The organism is Solibacillus silvestris (genome assembly GCF_051967575.1).
GTDB classification, from domain to species: domain Bacteria; phylum Bacillota; class Bacilli; order Bacillales_A; family Planococcaceae; genus Solibacillus; species Solibacillus silvestris_B.
Genome location: NZ_JBQCJW010000014.1, coordinates 1 through 26,513 on the forward strand (window position 1 = coordinate 1; position 26,513 = coordinate 26,513).

Here is a 26,513-nt window from a genome sequence, read left to right on the forward strand (position 1 = left end):
GTTCGAGGTGGAAGTGCGGTGACGCATGCAGCTGACGAATACTAATCGGTCGAGGACTTAACCACATTTTATTGCACTATTCAATGAAACGTTTATCCAGTTTTGAAAGAATGAAAATTTTTTCTAAGGGTTTCAAGACACAAGCTAGTGTATTGGAAGCCGAACAAGGAACGTCTACTAAAAGCACCACGTCCTGTGGTAACGTAGACGCCAGCACATCCATGTGCAAGTGAAGTGATGATGGCAAAGAGGTCACACCCGTTCCCATACCGAACACGGAAGTTAAGCTCTTTAGCGCCGATGGTAGTTGGGGGCTTCCCCCTGTGAGAGTAGGACGTCGCTTCGCACACGCAAAACCACTGAGCATTCAGTGGTTTTTTTGTTTTTAAGGAAACGATAGATTTTGGCAATGTAGATAACTTTATAAAAACGTGTTGTCCCCGTCCAGGCAAACCGCGCCAACTTTTCTCAACATTAACACCTCCGTGTAAAAGGAAAGCACGTGAAAATCTGTATTTTTCATCTGCCGGAACCTCAAAATCAATTAACATTTTTCTGATTGGAATAGCAGCCGGACTCGTAACTTATCGGCTAGAAGACCAAATTATGCATCTTCCTGATAAATAGAGGGAGTAATTCCGTCTAATTAGAAAACTAACTAAAAAATTACCAAAATAGACGGAGGGATTCCGCTTATCAACTAGAAAAACGGAAAAATGAGGGGTTATGTTTTGTATAACCGGAAAGTCTCCGGTTATATGCCTATAAAACGAAGCCCTTTCCGCAATTAACCGGAAAATCTCCTCTTATTTCATTTCCGCTCGTTGCTTCAGCCTAGAAAGAAAGAATTCCGAAAGGACAATATACGGATGTTTAACCGCAAAGCGACTCTTCACCAAAAGTGGGGGATGGCAAAATTAAGTTGCTTGAAGGGGAGACGAGCGTTCTTGCTGACATTTTCATCTTTCGCGACAAGCAGGCTTCCTACGCGAATTGTAAATGAATGCTCATTGCGACGAAAGCAAAGCAGCAGGAACACCGAGCCGAAAATCCGCTTAACTCAGAATGCATTCCGAAATAAGTTAGTTGCAGCTGTATCCGCGGGAAGCGACCGAGCCGGAGTAGGAGATCAACCCAATGTTATAGTAAAACACCTGATTTATCCTCTTTTCACCATCGTAATAAATTCTGTGGAATCAGTCTTAAATTCATTTTCCGAAACAAAACCAAGCTTTTTATATAGATGGATGGCTCTGTGATTGAATTTTGCCACAGTTAATCGTATTGTCTTGCTATTATGCTTTTCCTCAACAGTTTTAATAATATAAGCGCAAAATCCAGAACCATTACCTTTTCCTGTAAGGTTAGGATTCATACCAATTCCGATATCAATCAAATCTTCATTATAAACACCAAATCGTTTTCCTACAGGCACTTTCGCATTTTCCCCGACACAAAAAAATCCAATTAATTCTTTATCTTCATCAATAAGGGCGTAATAGGATCCATCGAGTATTTCCTGCATCGCTTCTTCTGTTAGTTCGTTATTGTAAAAATCATATGGCTTATCGTACTTCCAAGTAAGAATATTAACAGCCATCTCTCTGTTCATTTTCTTCATAAATAATTTCATAGAACTTCCTCGCCTTCCCAGTTTTTTATAAAAGATTGCTTTCATTCATCTCTCCATTTTTTTATATTAACATAAATATCCATATTAAGACCGCTTATTGGAAGGGACAGTGATTCTTAATTGATTGCTCTTTTTCTTATTAATTATAAATTTGTGACAAATCGTTCACAAAAAGAAATCATTCCATTAGAAAGCTGCGAAAGTTACATGGTATAGTTAGAGCGAAATTCATGATGTGGAAGGATGACCTTTTTGGCTAAAAAGCAAGTATGGTTTGAAGTAGAAGAAAATGAAACAATCGAGCAATGTCTCGAAAGAATGAAAAAAGATGGATATATGGCAGTGGGACGCAGAGAAGAGCCAGTTTTTGAAGAAGTAAATGGTGAACCGGTCTACTTGCGCCAAAAAATTCAATTTAAAGGTGTATTAGCAAATGAATAGCGTATAATTGAATTTAAAACCGAACGATTAATATAACTTGTAAAATATCGTTCGCATTTTTACGTTGATTTTATACGCAAGCCTTGTTAGAATATGAAAAGGAAAAACATTTAATCCCTCATATATGCTAGAGAATATGGCTCTAGTGTCTCTACCCGGCACCGTAAATTCCGGACTATGTAGGAAAGCAACTTCAGGTATGATGAATAAAGGGTGGGGATCGCAATGCAAATATCTCCATATACTTTTAATGCTCAGTCCTCAAGTAGATTGCTTTCTCATGCGTAGAGAGCAGTTTATTTGAGGACTTTTTACTTTTATCTTCATTCAGCAGGTGTGCCAAACCCCCGCTGAATGAAGATAAGCCCCCGGCGGATGTCACAGATTTTTAAAGGGAGTTTTTGAACTATCACAAAAAACCCGGACGCAATTACGCCGAGGCGTAATTGATTATAAGCAAGTGGAAAAGATGTTTAAAGGAGCGAAACTCATGAATCCGAAAATTGGCGTTATTATGGGAAGTTCAAGCGATTGGGAAACGATGAAGCATGCTTGTGACATTTTGGACGAGCTGCAAGTGCCTTATGAAAAGCAGGTTGTTTCCGCACACCGCACACCAGATTTAATGTTTGAATATGCGGATGCTGCGCGTGGACGCGGTATTCAAGTAATTATTGCAGGGGCTGGTGGAGCAGCTCATTTACCAGGTATGGTAGCAGCAAAAACGACACTGCCAGTAATCGGGGTACCTGTTCAGTCTCGTGCATTAAATGGTCTTGATTCTTTATTGTCCATTGCCCAAATGCCTGGGGGTGTCCCGGTAGCGACTGTTGCAATTGGTAAAGCAGGCGCGACAAATGCGGGATTGCTTGCAGCTCAAATTTTGGGCGCCTTTGATCAGGAGCTTGCCGCAAAGCTTGAAGAGCGCCGTGAAACAACGAAAAAGCAAGTTTTGGAAAGTACAGGTGACTTAACGTGACGAAAATGATTTACCCTGGACAAACAATCGGGATTATCGGCGGTGGTCAGCTTGGTCGCATGATGGCAGTTGCCGCTAGGGAAGCCGGTTTCAAAATTGCCGTGCTTGAGCCAACGATGGATTCACCTTGTGGACAAGTTGCGGATATTCGTATCGTCGCAGCATATGATGACGAGGCGGCATTGGAAGAGCTTGCAGAAGTAAGTGATGTTATTACGTATGAATTTGAGAATATAGATTACGATGGATTAAAGCGTCTTACACAAATGGCTTACGTTCCACAAGGGGCAGAGCTTGTACGTATTACACAAAATCGTATAACGGAAAAACAAATGATCGTCGAAGCGGGCTGTCCAGTGGCGCCATATATTGTCGCATCAACATATGGGCAGCTAGAGGAAAGCATCCGAAAAATCGGGTTCCCGTGCATCGTGAAAACAGCGCGTGGCGGCTACGATGGGAAAGGTCAGCAGTTATTGAAATCGGCTGACGAGCTGTCGTTAACTAAAGAGTTATTTGAACATTCGCAATGCATTGCAGAAGGCTTTGTCCCATTTGCGAAAGAAATTTCGGTCATTGTTCAGCGCAATGGATATGGTGAGACATACTGCTTGCCGGTAGGGGAAAACATTCATGTGAACCACATACTACATGAAACGATTGTGCCTGCGCGGATTGAAGAGAAGACAGCAGCATTGGCTGAAGAAGCGGCAATGAAAATAGCAGACTGCTTACAATTAGTCGGTACGCTGGCAGTCGAAATGTTCGTGTTGGAAGATGGCAGTATTGTCATCAACGAATGTGCACCGCGTCCACATAACTCCGGCCATTACTCGATCGAAGGGTGCAATATTTCACAATTCACACAGCATATCCGAGCTGTTTGCGGATGGCCATTACGCAAGCCGAAGCTATGGGCATCATCGATTATGGTCAATGTGTTAGGCCAGCATGTCGTATCTTTAACAAACTCTATTCCGAAGTACCCTGACTGGTCTGTGCACCTTTACGGTAAAACTGAAGCAAAAGTGAACAGGAAGATGGGGCATATCACAATTATGACAGATGATTTGAGTGCCGCATTGCAGCAAATTGAGGACTCTTGTATTTGGTCGGAGTGAAAAGAAGTTTAAGAGAGTCATTGAACCCCAAAGACAGCCTGAGCGGGCGCAATTTATGCAGAAAAATAGCTGGAAGCAAATAGACAAACCAAAAGCTTAATAAAAACGTATTCCGCCGAAATCTAGGCAGTATTCCCGAAGTATAAGAAGTGATTTCACAAAAACTTGGAGGCAAATAACTCATGAAAAAAGTTAAAATTTACGTAACATTAAAAGAAAGCATTTTAGACCCACAAGGTTCAGCGGTGCAAGGTTCATTGCAAAAAATCGGTTATGGTGAAGTATCGGACGTACGTATCGGCAAATATTTGGAAGTGACGATTGGCGACACAGACCGCGATATTGATACGATCGTGAAGGAAATGTGCGAAAAAGTATTAACAAATACGGTTATCGAAAAGTACCGCTATGAAATCGAGGAGGCATAATACTATGAAATTTGCAGTACTCGTTTTCCCAGGGTCCAACTGTGATATCGACATGTATCATGCGATTAAAGACGAATTAGGCGAAGAAGTGGAATATGTTTGGCATACGGCTGCTAGTTTAGAAGGTTTTGATGGGGTGCTTGTTCCAGGCGGCTTCTCTTACGGCGACTATTTACGCTGTGGCGCAATGGCGAACCAATCAAATATTATGTCTTCTCTAAAAGAGTTCGCGGCAGCCGGCAAACCAGTGCTCGGTGTATGTAACGGATTCCAGATTTTAACGGAAGCAGGACTATTGCCAGGTGCGTTGATCCACAACAAAAACCTGAAATTCATGTGCCGTACTGTACAGTTGAAAGTTGAAAACAACAACACATTATTTACAAATGCTTATGAAGCGGGCGAAGTGATCAATATTCCAATTGCGCATGGTGAAGGAAACTATTATTGTGACGAGGAAACATTAGCGGCATTGCAAGCGAACAATCAGATCGTGTTCACATATGAAGGAGAAAATCCAAACGGTTCTTTAGCGGATATTGCAGGAATTATTAATACAGGGGGGAACGTACTTGGTATGATGCCTCACCCTGAGCGTGCAGCAAACGAAATCGTTGGTGGCGCAGATGGTCTTAAACTATTCAAATCAATTGTGAAGCAGTGGAGGGAACAATATGTCAACAACTAAATTCGAGCCAACACCCGAGCAAATTAAAGCAGACCGTCTCTATGCGGACATGGGGATGACAGATGCGGAATTTGATTTAGCGATTGAAAAATTGGGACGCATTCCAAATTGGACAGAAACAGGTCTTTTCTCTGTTATGTGGTCCGAACATTGCTCATACAAAAAATCAAAGCCCGTATTACGTAAATTCCCGACAAAAGGCCCCCAAGTATTGCAAGGTCCTGGTGAAGGAGCGGGCATTGTTGATATTGGCGACGAACAAGCGGTTGTATTCAAAATGGAATCGCATAACCATCCATCGGCAATTGAGCCATACCAAGGCGCTGCAACAGGTGTAGGCGGAATTATCCGTGATGTTTTCTCAATGGGCGCACGTCCGATTGCGATGCTGAACTCATTGCGCTTTGGTGAGTTGAAATCAGCCCGGGGAAAATACTTGTTTGAAGAAGTTGTGGCAGGTATCGCAGGCTATGGAAACTGTATCGGAATTCCGACAGTGGGCGGGGAAATCGGCTTCGACCCTTGCTATGAGGGAAATCCATTAGTAAATGCCATGTGTGTCGGATTAATCGATCATAAGGATATCCAAAAAGGTGTTGCTGCAGGTGTAGGAAATACTGTGATGTACGTTGGTGCGAAAACAGGTCGTGACGGTATTCACGGTGCAACATTCTCATCTGAAGAATTGACAGAGGATACTGAAGAAAGTCGCTCAGCTGTACAAGTTGGCGACCCGTTCATGGAGAAATTGCTTCTTGAAGCTTGTTTGGAAGTAGTGAAATCGGATGCCCTTGTCGGAATTCAAGATATGGGTGCTGCTGGATTAACGTCATCTTCTGCAGAAATGGCTTCAAAAGCTGGTACAGGTGTCGAGATGAATTTAGATTTAGTGCCTCAACGCGAAACGAATATGACAGCTTACGAAATGATGCTTTCAGAATCGCAAGAGCGTATGCTGCTCGTAGTAAAAGCAGGCCGTGAACAAGAAATTAAAGCAATCTTTGAAAAATATGATCTTGATGCGGTAGCGGTAGGTCGAGTTACAGAGGATAAAATGCTTCGCCTGCTGCACAATGGCGAGGTTGTTGCAGAAGTGCCTGCAGATGCATTAGCTGAAGATGCACCTGTTTACTATATGCCGGACGCTGAACCGGCTTATTTCGCTGATTTCCAGGCGATGGATAATGCAGAACCGCAAGTAACAGATTACAAAGAAACATTGACTGCCCTTTTAAAAGCGCCGACAATCGCTTCTAAGGAATGGGTTTATGATCAATATGATTATCAAGTACGCACTAATACAGTAGTGGCACCGGGTTCAGATGCGGCTGTATTGCGTGTGCGCGGGACAAATAAAGGATTGGCGATGACAACGGATTGTAACTCCCGCTACATTTATTTAGACCCGACAACAGGCGGTAAGATTGCCGTTGCTGAAGCTGCGCGCAACATCGTGTGCTCTGGAGGAAAACCGCTTGCGATTACAGATTGCCTAAACTTCGGAAACCCGGAAAAACCTGAAATTTTCTGGCAAATCCAAAAGTCGGCTGACGGAATTGCAGAAGCTTGTCTTGCACTTGACGCGCCAGTAATCGGCGGGAATGTATCGATGTACAATGAGCGTTCAGGTGAAGCGGTTTACCCGACACCGACAATCGGCATGGTCGGTTTAGTAAAAGACTTGGCGCATGTAACGACACAGGAAGTAAAAGCTGCTGGCGACATTGTGTACTTAATCGGTGAAACAAAAACAGAGTTCGGCGGTTCGGAACTGCAAAAACTAGTTGAAGGCGGCATTTCAGGTAAAGCACCGTCAATCGACTTAACAGTGGAAGCAGCTCGTCAAAAAGCAATATTAGAAGCGATTCAAGCAGGGCTTGTACAATCTGCCCATGACGTTTCCGAAGGTGGTGTCGCAGTCGCATTAGCGGAAAAGACATTTGCAGGTAAAGGCTTTGGCATCAACGCAACTTTAACAGGCTTAGCAACGACAGCATTATTCGCAGAATCGCAATCTCGCTTCATCTTAACGGTAAATGAAAAAAATGCCGCTGCATTTGAAGCAATCGTAAAAGATGCACGAAAAATCGGTACAGTAACAGAAGACGCAAACATAAAAATCAGCGGCGAAACTGGCGTACTTGTTGAAGGTACTGTGGAGGAATTCCGTTCTGCCTGGAAAGGAGCAATCCCATGCTTGCTGAAATCAGAGGCTTAAATGAAGAATGCGGCGTATTCGGCATTTGGGGCAACCAAGATGCTGCCCACTTAAGCTATTATGGCTTACATGCATTGCAGCATCGCGGACAGGAGGGGGCTGGTATCGTCACAACTGACGGCAATCAGCTCAACGCCGTCCGTGGCGAAGGTCTTGTAAACGATGTATTCAATGAAGATAAATTACGCAAAGTAGTAGGTCATGCTGCAATAGCCCATGCACAATACGCAACTGCAAGCGGTAGAGGCCTTGAGAATGTTCAGCCACTGTTGTTCCGCTCATCAACTGGTTCACTGGCGATTGCGCATAACGGAAACTTAGTAAACGCGGCACATTTAAAGCAGTTTTTGGAGCGCTCCGGAAGTCTTTTCAATTCGACTTCTGATACGGAGGTTGTTGTGCATTTAATTAAAAAGTCCAAGCAGTCGCCGTTTCGCTCAAAAGTAAAAGAAGCACTTTCCTTATTGAAAGGGGCCTTCTCTATTATTTTGCTGACGAATGATCAAATGATTGTGGCGCGTGACCGCAATGGCTTACGTCCATTGTCATTAGGTAAACTGGGCGATGCGTATGTTGTAGCTTCTGAAACATGTGCCTTTGATTTAATCGGCGCGGAATATGTGCGTGAAATCGAACCAGGCGAACTATTAATCATCTCGAATAATGGCATTGAAATCGATAGCTATGTCGAAAAAGGCAAGCGTACAATGTGTGCAATGGAATATGTGTATCTTGCACGTCCTGATTCCAATATCGATGAAGTCAATATCCATATGGCACGAAAACGCATGGGAAAAGAGCTTGCAAAAGAATGTGCCCATATTGAAGCAGATGTTGTGACAGGTGTTCCGGATTCGTCTATTTCTGCAGCAATTGGTTTTTCTGAAGCAAGCGGAATTCCATACGAGCTCGGTTTAATTAAAAACCGCTATGTTGGGCGGACATTTATCCAGCCAACACAGGAGCTTCGCGAACGCGGTGTAAAGATGAAGCTTTCTCCCGTCGTACAAGTTTTAAAAGGCAAGCGTGTCGTAATGGTAGATGACTCCATTGTACGCGGCACTACATCGAAACGTATCGTGCGCATGTTAAAAGAGGCAGGGGCAGCAGAGGTGCATGTAGTGATTTCTTCCCCGCCGATGACAGATCCTTGCTATTATGGGATTGATACGTCGACACATGAAGAGCTGATCGCATCGAGCCATAGCGTTGAAGAAATCCGCCAAGCAATTGAAGCAGATACATTAACATTTTTATCTCTTGAAGGCATGGTCCGTGCAACGAATCGCCCGTTTGAAGACGAAAATGGCGGACTTTGCGTCGCATGCTTCACTGGGAAATATCCGACAGAAATTTTTCCGGATACAGTGCTGCCACATGAAAAGGACTGTTAAAAAATAAGAGGGATAAGTTCATTCGCCTTTTTTACGAATCGCCTTTTTCCGTATTCACTAGATAGGAAAGTATAAGTTTTTCAAAGAAATCCACATAAGAAAAGACGTTATTTCGCACTTTTTAGCGCAAAACATGTTTTTCTGAAGGAGGAGCAAGCACATTATGTCAAAAGCATATGAACAAGCAGGCGTAAATATTGAAGCAGGTTATGAAGCTGTAAAACGTATGAAATCGCATGTTGAGCGCACAAATCGTTTAGGTGTGATGGGTACATTCGGCGGCTTCGGCGGCATGTTCGATTTGTCTGCATTAAATTTAAAAGAGCCAGTTCTTATTTCAGGTACTGATGGTGTCGGGACAAAGCTGAAGCTTGCATTCATGGTCGATAAGCATGACACAATTGGCGTCGACTGTGTGGCAATGTGTGTGAACGATATTGTCGCACAAGGCGCAGAGCCGCTTTACTTCCTTGACTATGTCGCAGTAGGGAAAGCAGAGCCGGCAAAAATCGAGCAAATTGTTAAAGGGGTGGCAGACGGGTGTGTCCAGTCAGGTGCAGCCTTAATAGGCGGCGAGACTGCAGAAATGCCGGGCCTTTATGAAGAGGATGAATATGATTTAGCAGGATTTGCGGTAGGTGCATGTGAAAAAGCCAATATTATTACAGGCGAAAAAATTGTCGATGGGGATATATTAATCGGTCTGGCCTCAAGCGGTGTGCACTCGAACGGCTATTCATTGGTGCGCAAAATCGTATTTGCTGACAACGACATCGCAGTGGATTCCGTAGTGGATGACTATGAAGATCTTGGCCCGATTGGCGAAGCGCTTTTAGTACCGACGAAGCTTTATGCAAAACCGGTATTGGCAGCACTTAAGGCAGCAGATATCCATGGCTGTGCACATGTGACAGGAGGCGGCTTCTATGAAAATTTGCCGCGCATGATGCCGGCAGGTTTGGCGACAGAAATTGATTTAGGCTCTTGGCCGGTATTGCGGATTTTCGAGTTTTTAAAAGAAAAAGGTAATTTAGCCGACAAAGACCTGTATAACGTATTTAATATGGGGATTGGATTTGTTATTGCGGTTCCTGCAAGTGAAGCGGAAAAAGTAATCGCAGCAGTAGAGTCACAAGGCGAAAAAGCTTATACAATCGGTCGCGTTGTAAAAGGTGACGGTGTTATTTTCAACGGTGAGCATGATGGGAGTTTAGTATAATGACAACGAAAATTGCCGTCTTTGCGTCAGGGAGCGGCAGCAATTTTCAAGCGCTTGCTGAAAGTATTTTAAGCAAAGACCTTAATGCAAGCATCGAGCTTGTTGTAACAGATAAACCAGGTGCCTACGTTGTGACACGTGCGCAAAATTTGGGGATTCCCGTAGTGGAGCTTACACCAAAAAGCTTTGAAAATAAAGCTGCCTATGAAGAAAAAATTGTTGAATTATTAGCGGGAAACAATATTGAGTGGGTCATTTTAGCAGGTTATATGCGCCTGATCGGCGAGACGCTTCTAACGGCTTATGAAAATCGAATCATTAATATTCATCCATCATTGCTACCTTCATTCCCGGGGAAAGACGCCATCGGTCAAGCAATGGATCATGGTGTGAAAATTACCGGTGTAACTGTACATTACGTAGATGCCGGGATGGACACAGGAGAAATTATCGCGCAAGGCGCAGTTGACGTTATCGATGGCAATCGCACGGCAACAGAAGAGCGTATACATAAATTGGAGCACGCGCTATATGCGAAAACATTGCAGCAGCTATTTGAAAAGTAAAATGGCATGAGCCGCTCGTATGGGGCAATGCTCACTGGAAGAATGAATTGGAGGACCTAATCGTGACGAAACGTGCACTTATTAGTGTTTCAGATAAAAATGGAATTTTGCAATTTGCAAAGGAATTAGTAGAACTTGGCTATGAAGTGCTTTCTACTGGCGGTACAAAAAAATTATTGCAAGACAACAATATACCTGTAACAGCAGTTGATGAAGTAACAAACTTCCCGGAAATTTTAGATGGCCGTGTAAAAACATTGAACCCGATGATTCATGGCGGTCTTCTTGGGAAATTCGATGAGCCGAGCCATATTGCCCAAATGCACGAGCACGGTATTGAGCCGATCGAAATCGTATGTGTAAACCTTTACCCATTTGTGGAAACGATTTCGAAGCCGGACGTTTCTTGGGTTGATGCAATCGAAAACATCGATATCGGTGGGCCGACAATGCTGCGTTCAGCGGCGAAAAACCACGATTATGTAACAGTAATCGTCGATAGCAACGACTACGCTACCGTTCTTGAAGAATTAAAGGCAAATAATAAAACGACAATTGAAACACGTCGTCGTTTAGCGGCGAAAGTATTCCGCCATACAGCTGCATATGATTCATATATTTCAAATCATCTATCGAATGCAATTGGCGAAGACTTCCCGGAAAATTTAACGTTAACATACGAGCTGAAGCAAACATTGCGCTACGGCGAAAATCCTCACCAAAAAGCGGCATTTTATGCAAAGCGCCTAGGCTCGGACTTCTCGATCGCCTATGCGACACAACTGCACGGCAAAGAATTATCGTACAACAATATTCAAGATGCCAATGCAGCACTTCAAATTGTAAAGGAGTTTGAAATGCCTGCAGCAGTGGCTGTGAAGCATATGAACCCATGCGGTGTCGGCACAGGCGTAACAATTGAAGAAGCGTTCGACAAAGCATATGAAGCAGATCCAACTTCAATTTTTGGCGGCATTATTGCGCTGAATATGGAAGTGGATCAAGCGACTGCCGAAAAATTATCGGGTATTTTCCTGGAAATCATTATTGCGCCTTCATTCACAAAAGGAGCGTTGGAAATTTTAACGCAAAAGAAAAATATTCGCTTATTAACGATCGATTTCGCGCAGGCAAAGCAAGACCAATTCAATGTCGTATCTGTTGAAGGCGGCTTACTCGTTCAAGAGCCTGACCGTTTCGGCTTTACAAATGCGGACATTAAAGTTGTAACAGACCGCGAACCTACGGAAGAAGAGTGGGAAGCATTGAAACTTGGCTGGGCAGTTGTGAAGCATGTGAAATCCAATGCCATTGTTGTAACCGACAAACATATGACATTAGGTGTCGGCGCTGGTCAAATGAACCGTGTTGGTGCAGCAAAAATCGCATTTGAGCAAGCAGGCGAAAAAGCACAGGGCGCGGCTTTGGCATCTGATGCATTTTTCCCGATGGGCGATACAGTGGAGGCGGCGGCAAAAGCAGGTATTAAAGCAATCATTCAACCGGGCGGCTCGATTAAAGATCAAGAATCCATTGATGCGGCAAATAGATACGGCATCGCAATGGTGTTCACAGGTGTTCGTCACTTTAAACACTAATTTGTGGAATAAGCATAAAACTTTACATTCACAGCAATTTTAGTAGAGAAATTTTTAAATACGCTTTATAATAGAATAATGTTTCGCTAACGTTCTGGCCGGATGTTAGCAGAAGCGTTTGCAATTACTTTATTTATTCTTCTTTCTGGCCGGGAGAGGGATAAATAAGACGAATGGGATTCTTGGCCGGGTCCTCATCGTAAATATTTTATTGGCAATGCATCAACTTTGGCCGGGGGATGCATAGTCGATAAAAAAATGATCATTAATTGTAACAAGCATAGCGCTACTTTTGGTCGGGTAGAACTATGCATACGACCATTAATGAAAAAACGCTCGCCTAAATTTTGGCGGGCGTTTTTTTATTAATAAAGAGTTATTAGGTTAAATCATGTGTAGGGAATGACTTCAGTTGATTGTAGCGAAGGGCGGGGGCTCCTAGGGGAAGCATTCGCCCGCAGCGGAAATCAACGGATAAAAAAGGAGACGCTAATATGAACATTCTTGTAATCGGTAGTGGAGGTCGTGAGCATGCGATCGCAAAGCAATTTAATAATGCACCATCCGTACAAAAGGTATTCGTTGCACCAGGCAATGACGGGATGAAGCAAGATGCGGAAATCATCGCAATCGATGCATTGGATTTTGCGGCACTTGCGCAATTTGCAAAAGAAAATAATATCGCTTTAACATTCGTTGGTCCGGAACAGCCATTAGCGGAAGGAATTGTCGATTATTTCAACGAACAAGATCTAGTTATTTTCGGCCCCACAAAAGCTGCGGCAAAAATTGAGGGCTCGAAATCTTATGCGAAAGATATTATGAACAAATATAATATTCCGACAGCCGCACATGAAACATTTACGGAAGCAGACAAAGCAGTTGCCTATATTAAAGAACAAGGCGCCCCTATCGTAATTAAAGCGGACGGTTTAGCAGCCGGTAAAGGTGTCATCGTGGCACTGACTGAACAAGAGGCAATCGAGGCAGTGAAAGATATGATTGGCAATCAACGTTTTGGTGATTCATCTTCTCGCGTAGTTGTTGAAGAGTTTCTCGATGGCGAAGAGTTTAGCTTCATGAGTTTCGTACATAAAGGGCAAATCTATCCAATGGTCATCGCTCAAGATCATAAGCGTGCCTATGATGGCGACAAAGGTCCGAACACAGGGGGCATGGGTGCATATTCTCCAGTACCGCAAATTTCCGGAGATGTTGTAAAAGTTGCATACGAAACAATTGTAGAGCCGACTGTGAAAGCGATGGAAGCGGAAGATGCATCGTTCACAGGCATTTTATATGCTGGATTGATTCTGACTGCAAAAGGCCCAAAAGTCATCGAGTTCAATGCGCGCTTCGGTGATCCGGAAACACAAGTTGTGCTTCCGCGTATGACTTCTGATTTTGGTGAATTTATGCTTAGCTTAATGAATGAAAAGCCTTTTGAACTGAAATGGAAAGACGAAGCGATATTAGGTGTAGTAATTGCCGCGGAAGGTTATCCGGCTGACATTGAAAAAGGCAATGCTTTACCGGAGCTTGCCGATATCGAGCTGCCTGTATTCCATGCCGGCACAAAGCTGGAGGAAGGCAAATATGTTGGAAACGGCGGGCGTGTGCTTTTAGTTGCAGCAGAAGCCGCTACATTAAAAGAAGCACAGGAAAAAGTATATGCCGAGCTAGCGAAAAAACAATGGACGAATTTCTTCTTCCGTCAAGATATCGGTTGGAGAACATTTAAATAATAATAAAGGCGGCACGCATAGATGTGTCGCCTTTGTTCATAAGCGGTTTTTGTTGTCTGTTTCTTGCTTACGAATTTTGTTTGCGAGCTGGAGCAATTTAAATTCCAAGTCATCGAGTATGCGCAATTTTTCATCCAGCTGTGCTTCGAAATCAATCGTTTGAATGAACAGCTTTTGTATTTGGTTTTCTAAATCGAAGTGCATGTCGGTATTTTTTACAGCTTTGTTGTCTAAAGGTGAAGGAAGCTTTTTTTGATGCTGTTCTTTTAGTTCCTCGTTTTCCCGCATGAGCATATCAATTTTATCGCTTTTGCTTTGAATTTCCTTTAATAAATATTCGTTGATGTCGATTGCTTCATTTCTGTTTTTTTTCAGTTCCTCATATATGGCAGTCAATTGCTGTCCGCTTTTCTTAATATACTCCCATAGCGTATTATCAATATTTTCGACCGTATTCATAGAATCCTGTAAAATTAGTTCAGGGCTTTCAAGTCTAGTTGTAGATAATTCATTCTCTGTTTTTTCAATGATTACCTTTAACTTTTTATTTTCCTTTTGCAAGTCTACTTTTTTTTTCACTAAAGCTTCAATAGAGGAAATTAACTTTATTCTTTGGTTTTCGCGTAATTGAATGTTTTCGTGAAGATCATTTAGTTCTTTTTCGAAAGTTTTCCTCATTTTCCTTAATTCCAATGAAAGTTCTTTTTTCTCGTTTATTAATTGACTATTTTCCTGTTCAAGACTATTTACAATTGAATAATAATCCATATTTTTAAGTGTGGATATTTCATTTTGATGCTTTACTATTTCTGATTTCAAAAAAATGATGATTTGCTGTAATTGGAGCGTATCTTTATTTTTGATGCTTTCAATATCTACATGAATCCCTCCCATCATGTAACTTCTTTTAATAAATTAATGATCGCTTTAAATTGTTTTTCATTGTCATGGATGACTTGATTGATTTTTTCCAAAGCCTTTAATTCCAGCTTTTCATCTGCTGTTTCGGATGCTTCGTTTTTTTTGTTCGACAGCAAATAGGCTAGTAATATATTCAATGAACTTTTTTCCAAAAAAATAAAACTATTATTATTTTCCTGCAGATCCTCTTCCGCAGTTGAAAATTGCTGTTTCATAAAATGTTTCAGGATTTTTTCGATTGGCAATGCTTCTTCTTTTACTTCCTCAAAGTGACTCACAACAATTCCTCCTGTTCAAGCTTGATGATACTCAAATTGATAGGATTCACAACAGAGATGCCATCTTGAAATTGATCACAATACGTAAAGCCCGTAATACTTCCGCCATCAAACTTGTTTGAGAACCATCTAATTTGGAAATTCGAAAAAGAAACGATTTCATTCGGCTCAATTTTTGTTTTACCAAGTGGTTTAAGCCAGTATTCCTTTTTGTTTGCATCCGCATCATTTGTGAAGCGCAGCCATTCATTTGGTCCCTTTAGACTTTGTTGAAATTGTTCGTGCACATATCTTCCGCTGAAGGAAAAGGGGGAAGCTTCGGGCAACTTTATGCAAATATAAGGGTTTATTAATGGTTCGTTCCCAATATTATAAATATGATAAGAACCTAAGCATAAACTTTCGTATTCTGTATTATGGGAAATATTTAAATTAGAGGTGAAATAGCTAATTACATTTGGATTTTTAAGGTTAGGAAGCTGCTCGATAAGCCCCCTTATTTCTTGAAGATAGGAGTGGGTTTGTTTTTGGACTAGACTGATTTTTGCTTCTAGGTTGTTTAAACCTTTCGACAATAAAACGCCTCCTTTTGGGGATAATTATACATTCGTGTCCCTTGTGTTTGCTTATGTAAGCAAAATAAAGAAAGGGTAAATCCCTTTCTTTATTATATGTCGATTTAATTAGAGATAACACTGTTAATGGATACTATGGGTAAACTACAGAGCAATTATTTGGACGTGAAACTGGTGAACAAGCAAATGGTAAATCTGCTCTTGGTTCACAGTAGTCTGCTAAAAATTCAACAGTAACCGGGAATGTGGATTTAATACTTTGGCAAACAGCGATTGACAGCGATAAGTTTTCAAATGTGATCGTGCCGTCTCCATTATTGAAGAATGGGCCCGTAGAGCACACGAAGCAATCAAGGTTCGTATAAGTAACATCTACATTTGTTCCTTTTGGTGCACACATGACAACATGCTCGCAGCGTGAAATTTCAAAGCCGTTGCTTGTATATGTTGTTCCATTCACTAAAGTGATGCAAATTGTTACAGTGAAATTTTTTTGAATCGTAAGTTGCTGCAAACTTACCGATGTCCCATCAATCGTAAAAGTGCGATTTTCACGATTCATAATAACAACAGGATTATTTACCGATGGAACTACTTGGCATGAAATGTTCGCGCCTGTAACGATAGCATCTACTGGCAATCCTGGGAAGCTAATAGGGCTCGATGGTGAAAATTCAAAAGACATATCTTTGACAACCCAGTCGTAAACCTTTTCAACATTGATACAAATTAGCTCTTGCACTTGGGATGGCGTTTGTTCCTGCATTTTATTGACACCTCCATATATTTTTTATCTTTCGTTTGTATATTATGATGGTCCAATATAAGTGCATAGGCAAAGAAATAGTTTTGCTAAGGGATTTATACAATTATGGCACCCCGAAAAAGTAAGAAAGTAAAGCCTGTTACTGTGACTTTATAATTAAAAATTTCCGCTTATCTGACGCGTTGTAACATACAACAGGCAACATCAATAAAATAGGGAGAGATACTGAAAGGAAGGAGTGAATGACATTGGAAGACTCTACATCCTATACGCTTCAAGAAATAGAAAAATTAAAACTGAAAATTTCTGGGTACAGGAATACATTGATGACATTGAAAATGGGAACTTCGTATGAAGACTTTCAAATGATGAAAAGGGAATTTGAAGCATTAAAACTGCAATTATCATATATCGAAGGTTTGACGAGAATACTTGAGGAAAAACAACATACCCAAAATGAGATTTACGAAGAGCAAGTGAAACAATTTGCATCACAAATAGCTTTACTTAACCAAACTATTGAAGAAATGGGCCAAGAGATTTTGTCGATTTCCAATAAATTGAATAAGAGTGAAGGTGAAAGGGCTTTAAGCGGAAATATTCCTATTATAAGGGAAGAAAATCAGGAAAAAAAACCAGATAATAAAGCGAAATATATTCACAATATAGAGGCCGCTAATCATCAGCCGCCAATCGTAACCAATCAACCATCGTATATGCAGCTGCGAAATTTAACAAATCAGGTTATTCAGCTGCAAAAAAATGACGAGGGCATAGCATCCGCTGAACATTCTGAAGATAACGGAAATCGGAGAGATCAGCGTTATTTTAACCAGCATTTTTTCCAGCCTGTAAATACCCAGCCAAATAATAATTATAATGGTTTAAACAAAAATATGCCTGGTCCAACACCCTTTCAGTTTAAAAGCTCTGCGAAGCAAGAAGACATACAAACAAGTGGTTTTGGAAAAGGTTACAATTCCCCGGACATAAAGAATGAAACCGAAAAAGTTAGTATAACACCTATTGCTGACAGCGTATCCGAAAGTTTAGATAATGTCAGCTTAAATATTGCTGGATCGGAAATTGAGGACATACCGGCGTCCACTGTAAATGAATCAATCAAGGTCAATGAGGTTGTTGATGAAAAAAGCGAATTTCGGCCTGAGCAGGAAATGCAAAATGAGGGAACAGACGAAGAAACAAAATCATTAGAGGAAAAAAGCAAAAAACAGAGAAGCCCTTCCTTTTTCAATCTTTTCCGCAAATAAACATATGCTGCTTTTTAAGAGAGGCAAACTAATAATATTGAATTTTTTCCTATAAAACCACCCTCAACACAAGGGAGGTTTTATTTTTTTCATGCATTTACTGTATAGGATGAAATTTGTTAACAAAACCTGAATTTCCGAAATCAATTACTAGTTGAGTGCCCTTAGATTCTATTTATTTATGAATAGAATAATTGCGAAGGAGGTGAAAAAATATGTGTATGTGTTCTAATAGTATGCAAAGCGGTTGCTGCGGCGGCATGACTCAATGCGGTTCCGACTGCTTTTCGCTAGGACCATTCAGAGCTGTTAGGCCTGGGTGCACACCGACAAATACAGGTACAATTATTCCATTCTCCTCTGGAATTACACCTGTTGTGCTGGCAACTGCCGTTGGTGGTTTAGTTGGTTTAGGCAGCCAAATCGGATTTGGTACTGCGGTTCCTGATTTGACGATTTTAAATAATACAATCGATTTATCGGCAATCGTGACTGAAGCATTCTCAGTGCCGCGCAATGGTAATATTACAGCTATTTCCGCATCATTCACTGCCCTTGAGGCAATTACCATTCTTGGAAATGCCACTGTTACTGCCCAAGTTTATCGCGCACCTGCCGGAAGCACACTATTCACTGCCACTAATGCAAGAGTTGTGTTGGCACCGCCATTCACAGGACTTTTAACTTTAGGTCAAACATCGTTCGCTTCATCGGATGTTGCGCCTGTCCCTGTGTCACAGGGGGACCGTTTAATAATGGTTTATACGCTTTCTGGAACAGGAATTCTTGATATTGCAGAAGTATCAGGAACTGCAAGTGCTGGTATTACAATTTCTTAGAAGCAAGAAAATTAATTTATAAATATACTTGGCAGGATATGATGAAAAGAAAAAAGCGCTATATTTCTTGACGAAAATATAGTGCTTTTTTCTTGTGGAAGAAAGAAGTGAATTTAACATGGTCGATAAGTTGGAAGGAGCAATAAAAAGTTGTAGTCATAGACGGCTATTTTTACATATCAGTCGTTAACTGCGGCAATAGGATTCATCTCTTCTGATTTCACCATGGCAGTCACCGGACAATATTGATAATAGCCTTCTGCAACCTTCATGGCACCTGCTAAAATCATCATCCGGCCTGTTGTGCATTTCGAATCCCGAGCAATCCTTCCTATACCAAACGCCGTCATTGCAACACCGCACATCATGCGTATAAAGGCATTGGATTCGGAAATATTAGGGTTTAACATTAGATAATCCTCCTTATTTAGAAAATTTCAAAATTATTTTGGAAACACTTTGCTTTATGAAAGTGCTATGATACGATTAATGCACAAAAAGGAATATTGTAGCAAAAGCCTACATAAAGCAAAATATAATGAATTAAGTATGTGCTTTTTCTATTGAAACGATACGAATTTTATGAGAGGAGTACAGAAAATGCCAGAAATAAATTGGAAAATAAATAATATCCGAAAACAAGTGAGTATCATCGATGGGCATGCTGCTCCGAACCTGGTGTTGCAAAACGCAAAATATTTACATAGCGTGCTTAAAGCTTGGGTGACAGGAAACATTTGGGTTTCGGATGACAGGATTGTTTATGTCGGGAAGGAAATGCCTATGAATTTGGAAGGCACGGAAGTTTTCGACGTAGCAGGTAAAACAGTCGTACCAGGATATATAGAACCGCATGTGCACCCATTTCAACTGTATAATCCCCACAGCTTTGCGGAATTTTGCGCACAATCCGGGACGACAACGTTCATTTCCGATAATATGACGTTTGTTTCTTTTTTCGAAAATAAGAAAGCGTTTTCTTTTATGGACGAGCTTGCCAAACTGCCGTTTTCATTTTATTGGTGGAGCAGGTTTGACTCGCAAACAGAGCTTGAAAACGAGAGGGAGCTTTATTCGAATGCTTCGGTAATGGAATGGCTTGACCGGCATGATGTATTGCTTGGCGGGGAACTGACAGCATGGCCGCGGCTAATGCGCGGGGATGATCAAATGCTGTATTGGATTCAGGCAGCCAAGCATAAAGGGAAAAAAATAGAAGGACATTTGCCTGGCGCTTCTGAAAAGACTTTAGCAAAGATGCGTTTGTTCGGCGTGGACGGCGATCATGAATCGATGACAATTGAGGATATTGAAGCACGTTTACTTCATGGTTATGCGGTGACATTGCGTTATTCGTCGATTCGTCCGGATTTGCCGCATCTTTTGAAGGCGGTTGTCGATAAAGGCTACGATATATTCGATCATTTAATGATGACGACAGATGGCTCTACACCAAGCTTCCATGAAGATGGCGTCATCGACAAATGCATCCGTGCAGCCCTTGAAGCAGGAGTTCGTCCAATAGATGCTTATAATATGGCAAGCTATAATGTAGCGCGCTACTACAATATGACAAATCTGCACGGGCTGATTGCTACAGGCCGCTATGCAAATATTAATATTTTATCGGATGAGTATTCCCCTGCACCCGAAGCTGTACTTTCAAAAGGTGTATGGCTAAAACGTGATGGAACAGATGAAAGGGTATTCCCTCCTATGGATTTGTCTATTTTTGAAAGTCTAAAAATAGATTTTGATATACATGAGACGGATTTTCAGTTTTCGATGCCTATAGGAATTGAAATGATAAATGACGTAATTACAAAACCGTATAGTGTAAAATCCCATGGACATCATATATTATCGACAGACCACGATGAAAGCTATTTAATGCTCATCGATCGTAAAGGGAAATGGCGCATTAATACGATGATCAAAGGGTTTGCAACACATGTAAAAGGCTTTGCTTCATCATACTCCAATACGGGCGATATTATATTGATCGGGAAATCGATGCATGATATGCAGCATGCTTTTCAGGAGCTAAAGAAGATGAATGGCGGCATTGTGCTTGTTGAAGATGGGCAAGTTGTGACAAGTATACCTTTATCGTTAGCAGGTGCTGTATATGATGGGGCAGTAAATGAATTGATTCCGCTTGAACTTGCATTGAAAAGTGCATTGAAAAAGCGTGGTTACACTCATTCAGATGCGATTTATACATTGCTGTTTTTACAATCGACGCATTTGCCGTATATTCGAATTACGCCACGCGGCATTTTTGATGTAATGAAAAACACGGTTATGTTACCGGCTGTTATGCGTTAGTCCATAAGTGGGAGGAGTCCATCAGCATGAAGAAACGCCATAGATTTGTTTTGGCATTATTGGGTTTAGCTGTTATTGCAGGCTGTTCGAATAAGGAGCAATCAGAAGAGCCTGTTGCAGAAATAGAAGAACAAGTTGAAGATCAAGAGGAAATCAATGTAGTAGATGCAGAAGAAGTATTGCCATTTATCACACCATTTACAGGTGAACGGGTAGCGGAGGAAATTACGGCACGCCCAATTCTCGCTACGATTAATAATCATCCGCAAGCTCGTCCGCAGTCGGGATTGGCACAGGCGGATGTAGTATATGAAATGTTGGCAGAAGGGGATGTAACACGTTTTTTAGCGTTATATCAATCAGAAATTCCCGAATCGATCGGTCCGATTCGCAGCGCCCGTTCGTACTTTATCGATATTGCCAAAGGGTTGGATGCATTTTACATTGCCCATGGCTATAGCCCTGAAGCAAAATCAATGCTTGAGCAAAAAGTGGTGGAGAATATTAATGGAATGCATTATGACGGGACTTATTTCAAGCGTTCTTCAGAAAGAAAAGCGCCTCATAATTCCTATATTTCCGGTGAAAATGTCCAAGCAGGTGCAGAAAAAGTAGGTGCTTCACTACTTTATCAGAAAAAAGTATCATATCCATTTTATGAAGCCGAAGATAATGTTAAAATAGGAATAATGGCTAATGAAATATTGATGAAATATAATAATAGCGGTTCATTTAATAGTCAATATGTGTACAATGCGGAGACGAAACAGTATAAACGTTATTCAGCAAATGTCGAAACGATCGATTATGCAACAAATGAATCAATTGAATTAGCCAATATTTTATTTTTCGAAATGCCGCACCGGATTATTGATAATGTAGGGCGCCGTGACATTACGATCACTGGCGGCGGAAATGCGTACATAGCTCAGGCAGGCATGGTGCGCGAAATCAAATGGAAAAATGCAGACGGTTTGTTAATCGCCATTGAAGAAGATGGATCAGAGGTAAAATTAGTGCAAGGGAAGACATGGATTCATTTCGTTCCCACATCTCCGGGGTTAGCAACATCTGTCATATATTCAGAGTAGAAAGGAAATGGTGGGCTACATGCAAATTGAAAAAATTCGCGGTCATCAAACGGATCAGTTATTTAAAGCGGTCCTAGAGTTAAAAGATATCGAGGAATGCTATAAGTTTTTTGATGATTTGTGCACGATCAGTGAAATCCAATCATTGGCACAACGTTTTGAAGTTGCGCATTTACTGCGTTTAAAGAAAACGTATGAAACAATTAAAAAGGAAACAGGTGCTTCGACAGCAACAATTTCCCGTGTACGCCGTTGCTTTGACTACGGAAATGACACTTATGATGAGATGCTTGGTCGTCTATATCCTGATGAAAAGCCATTCACATCGAAGTAATTTAGCTCACCAAACATTCATATAGGACCAAGCTTAAAAGACTGGGCAGATTCACTCGCTCGGTCTTTTAATATTTTCGGGAAATTCGTTATACTTATAGATGGTCGAAAAGTAAAGAGAGATAAATGAATGCTCAATATAAAAATATAGAATAGGTGGATATACAAATGGAATATTTAAATTGGCGCCATGTATTTAAGCTGGACCCTGCAAAGGAAATTTCCGATGAGGCATTGGAGCAAATTTGCGAATCGGGCACAGATGTCATTTTAGTTGGGGGCACAGATGATATTACGCTTGATGGCGTGCTTGATCTATTAGTGCGGGTACGTCGTTTTTCTGTGCCGATTGCGCTTGAAATTTCAAATGTCGACAGTATTACGCCTGGGTATGACTATTATTTCATTCCATCTGTATTGAATAGTCGTGATACGAAATGGGTGAAGGATTTGCATCATGAGGCGATTAAAGAATACGGGGATATTCTAATTTGGGAAGAGCTAGTTGCGGAAGGGTACTGTGTGTTAAATCCGGATTGTAAAGTAGCCCAAGTGACGAATGCGAAAACGGATTTATCAGCGGAAGATGTTATTGCATATGCAAGGATGGCGGAAAATTACTTCAAATTGCCGATTTTCTATTTAGAATACAGCGGAGCGTATGGTGATGTGGAGATGGTAAAAGCTACAGCTGAAGTGCTCAACGAAACAAAACTATTTTACGGTGGCGGCATCACCTCTGCGGAGCAGGCAAAAGAAATGGCGGCATATGCGCATACAGTAGTTGTCGGCAATATTATTTATGATGACCTAAAAGCTGCATTAAAAACAGTACAAGCTGTAAAAAGTATTATATAATAGGAACAAACGTTCTTGAGATAGGAAGGTGCAAAAATGGAGCATATAGCAAAAAACTTGATTGCGGGAATGAACCCTCAGCAGGCGGAAGCGGTGAAAACAACAGAAGGCCCGCTTCTTATTATGGCAGGGGCTGGCTCTGGAAAAACACGGGTATTAACACATCGGATCGCGTATTTAGTCGTAGAGCGTGAAGTGTATCCTTCAAAAATTTTGGCCATCACGTTTACAAATAAAGCAGCACGAGAAATGCGCGAGCGTATTGATGGGATTTTAGGGAATGGGACGACGGAAAGCATGTGGGTTTCCACATTCCACTCGATGTGTGTACGTATACTGCGCCGCAATATCGACCGCATCGGCTATTCCAAAAGCTTCTCGATTTTAGATAGCTCGGATCAGCTGACAGTTATTAAAAATATATTAAAGCAGGATAATATCGATCCGAAAAAATATGACCCGCGCGCGATTTTAAATACGATCAGCTCGGCTAAAAATGAATGCATTACAGTAGACGGCTTTGAGGCCAATATGAATCCGCATAATCCATTTGAAAAGATTGTTGCACAAGTGTATAAAGGCTATCAAAAACGTCTAAAACAAAATCAAAGCCTGGACTTTGACGATTTAATCATGCTAACAATCAGGCTTTTTAAGGAAGCGCCGGATGTGCTGGAATTTTACCAGAATAAATTCCAGTATATACACGTGGATGAGTACCAGGACAGTGCGACACGTTGCTAATTGAAAAGATTAGCCACTAGCAATTGCTAGGAGAACTAAGAAATCAGATGAGTCAAATGATGAGGTAACGCTCTGAAAGGCTCGACCTAATCCTCCGAATAGCATAATCAATTGCAATATTGAATGTGTTATAAGCTCGGTGAAGTCAGTTGAATACCACCCTAATTACAGGAAAGCGGAGTGGAGGCACTTTGTGTGGTAGATAGACTGGGGTTCTATAAAAATACCCATGGTTAGAATGTAGGGAACAAAACTTCCTACTGACGAAATTCCGAATGTACGGCTCTAGAGGTATAGGTATTCGAAAGGGTACACCAACGTATTGTTGGGTTAGTGAGGTGGAGTAAGATTTGTCTTTATGAAACACCTTATAGTGTTACAGGCACTATCCAGCTAACAGGGTTAGAGGAATGACCTAAAGGTATTAAATGTACAGATATGATTTCTTGGAACGTGGTAAGCCAACTACTTGGAGAGATTGCACTCGATGAAGAGGTATAAGGGAAAACAATTTGTATAACCTTATTTTAAGTTGGTGAAAGTGATGGCACAGTACCGTTGAAGCCGTGATAATAAGCGGTGGAGGGATAGCCATTAGTCAATTTATGAATAACTAAAACAAAATTTTATAATATCAGGTTCTCGTATGACTAAAAGAAATGCAATCACCAAACCGTAAATGGTGGTGAAAGTGTTGACTGATACAGCAAACGAAAAAGTTTTTAAACGACAGTCTTTACGAAATAATGAAGGTAGAGACAAAGTAAATAAACTTTGAGTTATGGCTGGAAATAAAATATTAGTTTAAAGATTCATAATTGATGGAACGCCGTATGAGGGGAAACCCTCACGTACGGTGTGAATGGGGGGAAAAGCTGGAGATCATTTCAAAGGCTTACCTATCCATATCAAATAAATCCCAATACTTGTTAGTACAATTATTGGCAAGGAAGTTCCGGAATATTTGTGTCGTCGGGGACTCGGATCAATCTATTTATCGCTGGCGTGGAGCGGATATTACAAATATTTTATCATTTGAAAAAGATTATAAGGATGCAAAAGTCATTATGCTTGAGCAAAATTACCGCTCAACAAAACATATTCTCCATGCAGCAAACAGCGTGATCGAAAAAAATAAAAATCGCTACAAGAAAGTATTGAGAACAGAAAATCCGGAAGGCGAGAAAGTGCAGCTTTATAAAGCAGGCAATGAGCAGGACGAGGCCCAGTATGTCGTGCGCACCATTCAAAAGCTAATGAAGGATGAGGATTATAAGCTCGACGATTTTGCAATTCTCTATCGTACGAATGCACAGTCCCGTGTGATGGAAGATATACTTGTAAAATCGAATATGAATTACCAAATCGTCGGCGGCACAAAGTTCTATGACCGAAAAGAGATTAAGGATTTATTAGCTTATTTGCGGTTAATCGCCAACAATGATGATGATTTATCACTTGCGCGCATTATTAATGAGCCGAAGCGTGCGATCGGTGCTACATCGTTCGATAAAATGCTTGCATATGCGATGGAGCGCGACCTTTCGATTTTTGATGCGATGAGCGAGCTTGTGTTTATGGGGCTGACAGGAAAAGCGGCTGCTTCCGCCGAAATGTTTTATCAAATGATTCGTTCGTTAAGCGAGCGGCAGCATGAGCTTTCAGTAACTGAAATTGTAGAAGAGGTGCTTGAGCAATCAGGCTATCGCCAAATGCTGAAAGCGGAAAAATCGATTGAAGCAGAAAGCCGTCTGGAAAATATTGAAGAGTTTTTAACGGTAACACAGGCTTTTGAAGCGCGTAGTGAAGACCAGTCATTAGTTGCCTTTTTAACGGACTTGGCGCTTATTGCGGACATCGATTCCTTGGACGAGGAAGAAAAGGTGAAGGGCACAATTATTTTAATGACGATGCATGCTGCTAAAGGTTTGGAATTTCCGGTCGTTTTCATAATCGGAATGGAGGAAAATATTTTCCCGCATTCACGTTCGCTTGAAAATGAGGAGGAAATGGCCGAAGAAAGGCGGTTAATGTATGTCGGTGCAACCCGAGCAGAGCAGCGTCTTTACTTGACTTGTGCAGGCTCTCGCACGATTTTCGGCCGTACAGGCTACAATGCCCCTTCACGCTTTTTACGGGAAATCGACGATAAAGTACTAGAGCAAGTATCAAAAGCAACGACGAATTCCTATCGCGACGACTCATTGCCGTTTTCGTCCAACCGCTATGACCGTGCAGCAAAGCGTTCATTAGGGGGTGTACAAAACCCCGCTTCCCAAACTTCGCGCCTAAATGCTACAGGAGGCAATCAATTTGATTGGAAAGTCGGCGACAAGGCATCCCACGGTAAATGGGGTATCGGTATGGTCGTCAGTGTAAAAGGTGAAGGAGACGGCATGGAGCTTGACATTGCATTCCCGGCACCAACAGGAATCAAACGTTTGCTAGCAAAGTTTGCACCGATTACGAAAGCTTAGGA

23 protein-coding genes, 1 rRNA gene, 2 pseudogenes and 1 riboswitch are annotated in these 26,513 nt (G+C 41.4%); of the genes and pseudogenes, 20 read left to right on the forward strand and 6 right to left on the reverse strand.

Features of this window, described 5'->3' with window-relative positions; all coding sequences use genetic code 11:
* The first annotated feature begins 230 nt into the window (after positions 1-230).
* A 5S ribosomal RNA gene (gene rrf / locus ACTHOQ_RS10530) occupies positions 231-346 on the forward strand.
* An 813-nt stretch (positions 347-1,159) separates the two neighbouring features.
* Here rrf and ACTHOQ_RS10535 read toward each other — a convergent pair.
* Positions 1,160-1,633: a GNAT family N-acetyltransferase gene (locus ACTHOQ_RS10535; protein WP_440496145.1), complete on the reverse strand. Its 474-nt coding sequence runs from the start codon at positions 1,631-1,633 to the stop codon at positions 1,160-1,162.
* Positions 1,634-1,885: 252 nt separating this feature from the next.
* Between ACTHOQ_RS10535 and ACTHOQ_RS10540 the strand changes: the two genes are divergently transcribed.
* The 11 genes from ACTHOQ_RS10540 to purD all read left to right on the forward strand — a co-directional run bounded on the left by ACTHOQ_RS10540 (position 1,886) and on the right by purD (position 14,030).
* Entirely contained in the window at positions 1,886-2,074 is a 189-nt protein-coding gene (locus ACTHOQ_RS10540) for an NETI motif-containing protein (protein WP_440496046.1), read from the forward strand.
* A 98-nt stretch (positions 2,075-2,172) separates the two neighbouring features.
* A riboswitch (purine riboswitch) is annotated at positions 2,173-2,272 on the forward strand.
* A gap of 292 nt (positions 2,273-2,564) precedes the next feature.
* Positions 2,565-3,053 carry a 5-(carboxyamino)imidazole ribonucleotide mutase gene (gene purE / locus ACTHOQ_RS10545; RefSeq protein ID WP_440496047.1) on the forward strand — a complete coding sequence of 163 codons (489 nt, stop codon included), beginning with the start codon at positions 2,565-2,567 and terminating at the stop codon, positions 3,051-3,053.
* A complete protein-coding gene (gene purK, locus ACTHOQ_RS10550; protein WP_440496049.1) occupies positions 3,050-4,174 on the forward strand; it encodes a 5-(carboxyamino)imidazole ribonucleotide synthase in 1,125 nt (374 codons plus the stop codon). Before purE ends, purK begins: the two co-directional genes overlap by 4 nt.
* Positions 4,175-4,356: 182 nt before the next feature.
* Positions 4,357-4,602: a phosphoribosylformylglycinamidine synthase subunit PurS gene (gene purS, locus ACTHOQ_RS10555; protein WP_440496050.1), complete on the forward strand. Its 246-nt coding sequence runs from the start codon at positions 4,357-4,359 to the stop codon at positions 4,600-4,602.
* 4 nt (positions 4,603-4,606) lie between these two features.
* Entirely contained in the window at positions 4,607-5,290 is a 684-nt protein-coding gene (gene purQ / locus ACTHOQ_RS10560; RefSeq protein ID WP_440496052.1) for a phosphoribosylformylglycinamidine synthase subunit PurQ, read from the forward strand.
* A complete protein-coding gene (gene purL, locus ACTHOQ_RS10565; RefSeq protein ID WP_440496054.1) occupies positions 5,277-7,508 on the forward strand; it encodes a phosphoribosylformylglycinamidine synthase subunit PurL in 2,232 nt (743 codons plus the stop codon). Before purQ ends, purL begins: the two co-directional genes overlap by 14 nt.
* Positions 7,484-8,902, forward strand: coding sequence for an amidophosphoribosyltransferase (gene purF / locus ACTHOQ_RS10570; protein ID WP_440496056.1), 1,419 nt, complete (start codon positions 7,484-7,486; stop codon positions 8,900-8,902). The genes purL and purF overlap by 25 nt, the downstream gene beginning before the upstream one ends.
* A gap of 163 nt (positions 8,903-9,065) precedes the next feature.
* Positions 9,066-10,121, forward strand: coding sequence for a phosphoribosylformylglycinamidine cyclo-ligase (gene purM / locus ACTHOQ_RS10575; protein WP_440496057.1), 1,056 nt, complete (start codon positions 9,066-9,068; stop codon positions 10,119-10,121).
* Complete coding sequence (gene purN, locus ACTHOQ_RS10580) at positions 10,121-10,687, forward strand: phosphoribosylglycinamide formyltransferase (protein ID WP_440496059.1); 567 nt, start codon at positions 10,121-10,123, stop codon at positions 10,685-10,687. Before purM ends, purN begins: the two co-directional genes overlap by 1 nt.
* A gap of 62 nt (positions 10,688-10,749) precedes the next feature.
* The gene (gene purH, locus ACTHOQ_RS10585; protein WP_440496061.1) at positions 10,750-12,285 is read left to right on the forward strand and encodes a bifunctional phosphoribosylaminoimidazolecarboxamide formyltransferase/IMP cyclohydrolase; all 1,536 of its coding nucleotides are present in this window, start codon (positions 10,750-10,752) and stop codon (positions 12,283-12,285) included.
* Positions 12,286-12,779: 494 nt separating this feature from the next.
* Complete coding sequence (purD, locus tag ACTHOQ_RS10590; protein WP_440496063.1) at positions 12,780-14,030, forward strand: phosphoribosylamine--glycine ligase; 1,251 nt, start codon at positions 12,780-12,782, stop codon at positions 14,028-14,030.
* A 36-nt stretch (positions 14,031-14,066) separates the two neighbouring features.
* On the opposite strand, the gene ACTHOQ_RS10595 is transcribed toward purD, so the two are convergent.
* The 4 genes from ACTHOQ_RS10595 to ACTHOQ_RS10610 form a co-directional block, all read right to left on the reverse strand.
* A complete protein-coding gene (locus ACTHOQ_RS10595; RefSeq protein WP_440496065.1) occupies positions 14,067-14,924 on the reverse strand; it encodes a multidrug ABC transporter ATPase in 858 nt (285 codons plus the stop codon).
* Positions 14,924-15,229, reverse strand: coding sequence for a hypothetical protein (locus ACTHOQ_RS10600; protein WP_440496067.1), 306 nt, complete (start codon positions 15,227-15,229; stop codon positions 14,924-14,926). The genes ACTHOQ_RS10595 and ACTHOQ_RS10600 overlap by 1 nt, the downstream gene beginning before the upstream one ends.
* On the reverse strand, positions 15,226-15,804 hold the full coding sequence (locus tag ACTHOQ_RS10605; RefSeq protein ID WP_440496068.1) for a hypothetical protein: 579 nt from the start codon (positions 15,802-15,804) through the stop codon (positions 15,226-15,228). Before ACTHOQ_RS10605 ends, ACTHOQ_RS10600 begins: the two co-directional genes overlap by 4 nt.
* Before the next feature lie 133 nt (positions 15,805-15,937).
* Positions 15,938-16,570, reverse strand: coding sequence for a BMQ_0737 family morphogenetic spore coat protein (locus ACTHOQ_RS10610; RefSeq protein ID WP_440496070.1), 633 nt, complete (start codon positions 16,568-16,570; stop codon positions 15,938-15,940).
* A 242-nt stretch (positions 16,571-16,812) separates the two neighbouring features.
* On the opposite strand from ACTHOQ_RS10610, the gene ACTHOQ_RS10615 reads away from it, so the two are divergent.
* Both ACTHOQ_RS10615 and ACTHOQ_RS10620 read left to right on the forward strand, forming a co-directional pair.
* Positions 16,813-17,841 (forward strand): hypothetical protein, encoded by a 1,029-nt coding sequence (locus tag ACTHOQ_RS10615; RefSeq protein WP_440496072.1) that lies wholly within the window; start codon positions 16,813-16,815, stop codon positions 17,839-17,841.
* 215 nt (positions 17,842-18,056) lie between these two features.
* Entirely contained in the window at positions 18,057-18,680 is a 624-nt protein-coding gene (locus ACTHOQ_RS10620; protein WP_440496073.1) for an exosporium glycoprotein BclB-related protein, read from the forward strand.
* A gap of 179 nt (positions 18,681-18,859) precedes the next feature.
* Here ACTHOQ_RS10620 and ACTHOQ_RS10625 read toward each other — a convergent pair whose 3' ends face one another.
* On the reverse strand, positions 18,860-19,090 hold the full coding sequence (locus ACTHOQ_RS10625) for a YgaP-like transmembrane domain (protein ID WP_440496075.1): 231 nt from the start codon (positions 19,088-19,090) through the stop codon (positions 18,860-18,862).
* Between the two features lie 190 nt (positions 19,091-19,280).
* Here ACTHOQ_RS10625 and ACTHOQ_RS10630 point away from each other — a divergent pair, with 190 nt between their 5' ends.
* The 6 genes and pseudogenes from ACTHOQ_RS10630 to ACTHOQ_RS10655 form a co-directional block, all read left to right on the forward strand.
* Entirely contained in the window at positions 19,281-21,008 is a 1,728-nt protein-coding gene (locus ACTHOQ_RS10630; RefSeq protein ID WP_440496076.1) for an adenine deaminase C-terminal domain-containing protein, read from the forward strand.
* 26 nt (positions 21,009-21,034) lie between these two features.
* Positions 21,035-22,099: a DUF3048 domain-containing protein gene (locus tag ACTHOQ_RS10635; protein WP_440496078.1), complete on the forward strand. Its 1,065-nt coding sequence runs from the start codon at positions 21,035-21,037 to the stop codon at positions 22,097-22,099.
* Between the two features lie 19 nt (positions 22,100-22,118).
* Positions 22,119-22,433, forward strand: a complete 315-nt coding sequence (locus tag ACTHOQ_RS10640) for a YerC/YecD family TrpR-related protein (protein ID WP_008408714.1) — start codon at positions 22,119-22,121, stop codon at positions 22,431-22,433.
* A gap of 167 nt (positions 22,434-22,600) precedes the next feature.
* On the forward strand, positions 22,601-23,290 hold the full coding sequence (gene pcrB / locus ACTHOQ_RS10645) for a heptaprenylglyceryl phosphate synthase (RefSeq protein WP_440496080.1): 690 nt from the start codon (positions 22,601-22,603) through the stop codon (positions 23,288-23,290).
* A 36-nt stretch (positions 23,291-23,326) separates the two neighbouring features.
* Positions 23,327-24,019: pseudogene (locus ACTHOQ_RS10650) on the forward strand (UvrD-helicase domain-containing protein); the annotation flags it as partial.
* 923 nt (positions 24,020-24,942) lie between these two features.
* Positions 24,943-26,511 (forward strand): annotated as a pseudogene (locus ACTHOQ_RS10655) (3'-5' exonuclease); the annotation flags it as partial.
* Positions 26,512-26,513: the final 2 nt, after the last annotated feature.

Bases quoted from the DNA above. Each gene is read 5' to 3' on its own strand.
- ACTHOQ_RS10610 (WP_440496070.1), bottom strand. From the start codon at position 16,570: ATGCAGGAACAAACGCCATCCCAAGTGCAAGAGCTAATTTGTATCAAT.
- purN (WP_440496059.1), top strand. From the start codon at position 10,121: ATGACAACGAAAATTGCCGTCTTTGCGTCAGGGAGCGGCAGCAATTTT.
- ACTHOQ_RS10615 (WP_440496072.1), top strand. From the start codon at position 16,813: ATGACATTGGAAGACTCTACATCCTATACGCTTCAAGAAATAGAAAAA.
- purS (WP_440496050.1), top strand. From the start codon at position 4,357: ATGAAAAAAGTTAAAATTTACGTAACATTAAAAGAAAGCATTTTAGAC.
- ACTHOQ_RS10625 (WP_440496075.1), bottom strand. From the start codon at position 19,090: ATGTTAAACCCTAATATTTCCGAATCCAATGCCTTTATACGCATGATG.
- ACTHOQ_RS10620 (WP_440496073.1), top strand. From the start codon at position 18,057: ATGTGTATGTGTTCTAATAGTATGCAAAGCGGTTGCTGCGGCGGCATG.
- ACTHOQ_RS10595 (WP_440496065.1), bottom strand. From the start codon at position 14,924: ATGGGAGGGATTCATGTAGATATTGAAAGCATCAAAAATAAAGATACG.
- ACTHOQ_RS10635 (WP_440496078.1), top strand. From the start codon at position 21,035: ATGAAGAAACGCCATAGATTTGTTTTGGCATTATTGGGTTTAGCTGTT.
- purD (WP_440496063.1), top strand. From the start codon at position 12,780: ATGAACATTCTTGTAATCGGTAGTGGAGGTCGTGAGCATGCGATCGCA.
- pcrB (WP_440496080.1), top strand. From the start codon at position 22,601: ATGGAATATTTAAATTGGCGCCATGTATTTAAGCTGGACCCTGCAAAG.
- purL (WP_440496054.1), top strand. From the start codon at position 5,277: ATGTCAACAACTAAATTCGAGCCAACACCCGAGCAAATTAAAGCAGAC.
- purQ (WP_440496052.1), top strand. From the start codon at position 4,607: ATGAAATTTGCAGTACTCGTTTTCCCAGGGTCCAACTGTGATATCGAC.
- ACTHOQ_RS10640 (WP_008408714.1), top strand. From the start codon at position 22,119: ATGCAAATTGAAAAAATTCGCGGTCATCAAACGGATCAGTTATTTAAA.
- ACTHOQ_RS10535 (WP_440496145.1), bottom strand. From the start codon at position 1,633: ATGAAATTATTTATGAAGAAAATGAACAGAGAGATGGCTGTTAATATT.
- ACTHOQ_RS10630 (WP_440496076.1), top strand. From the start codon at position 19,281: ATGCCAGAAATAAATTGGAAAATAAATAATATCCGAAAACAAGTGAGT.
- purF (WP_440496056.1), top strand. From the start codon at position 7,484: ATGCTTGCTGAAATCAGAGGCTTAAATGAAGAATGCGGCGTATTCGGC.
- purE (WP_440496047.1), top strand. From the start codon at position 2,565: ATGAATCCGAAAATTGGCGTTATTATGGGAAGTTCAAGCGATTGGGAA.
- purM (WP_440496057.1), top strand. From the start codon at position 9,066: ATGTCAAAAGCATATGAACAAGCAGGCGTAAATATTGAAGCAGGTTAT.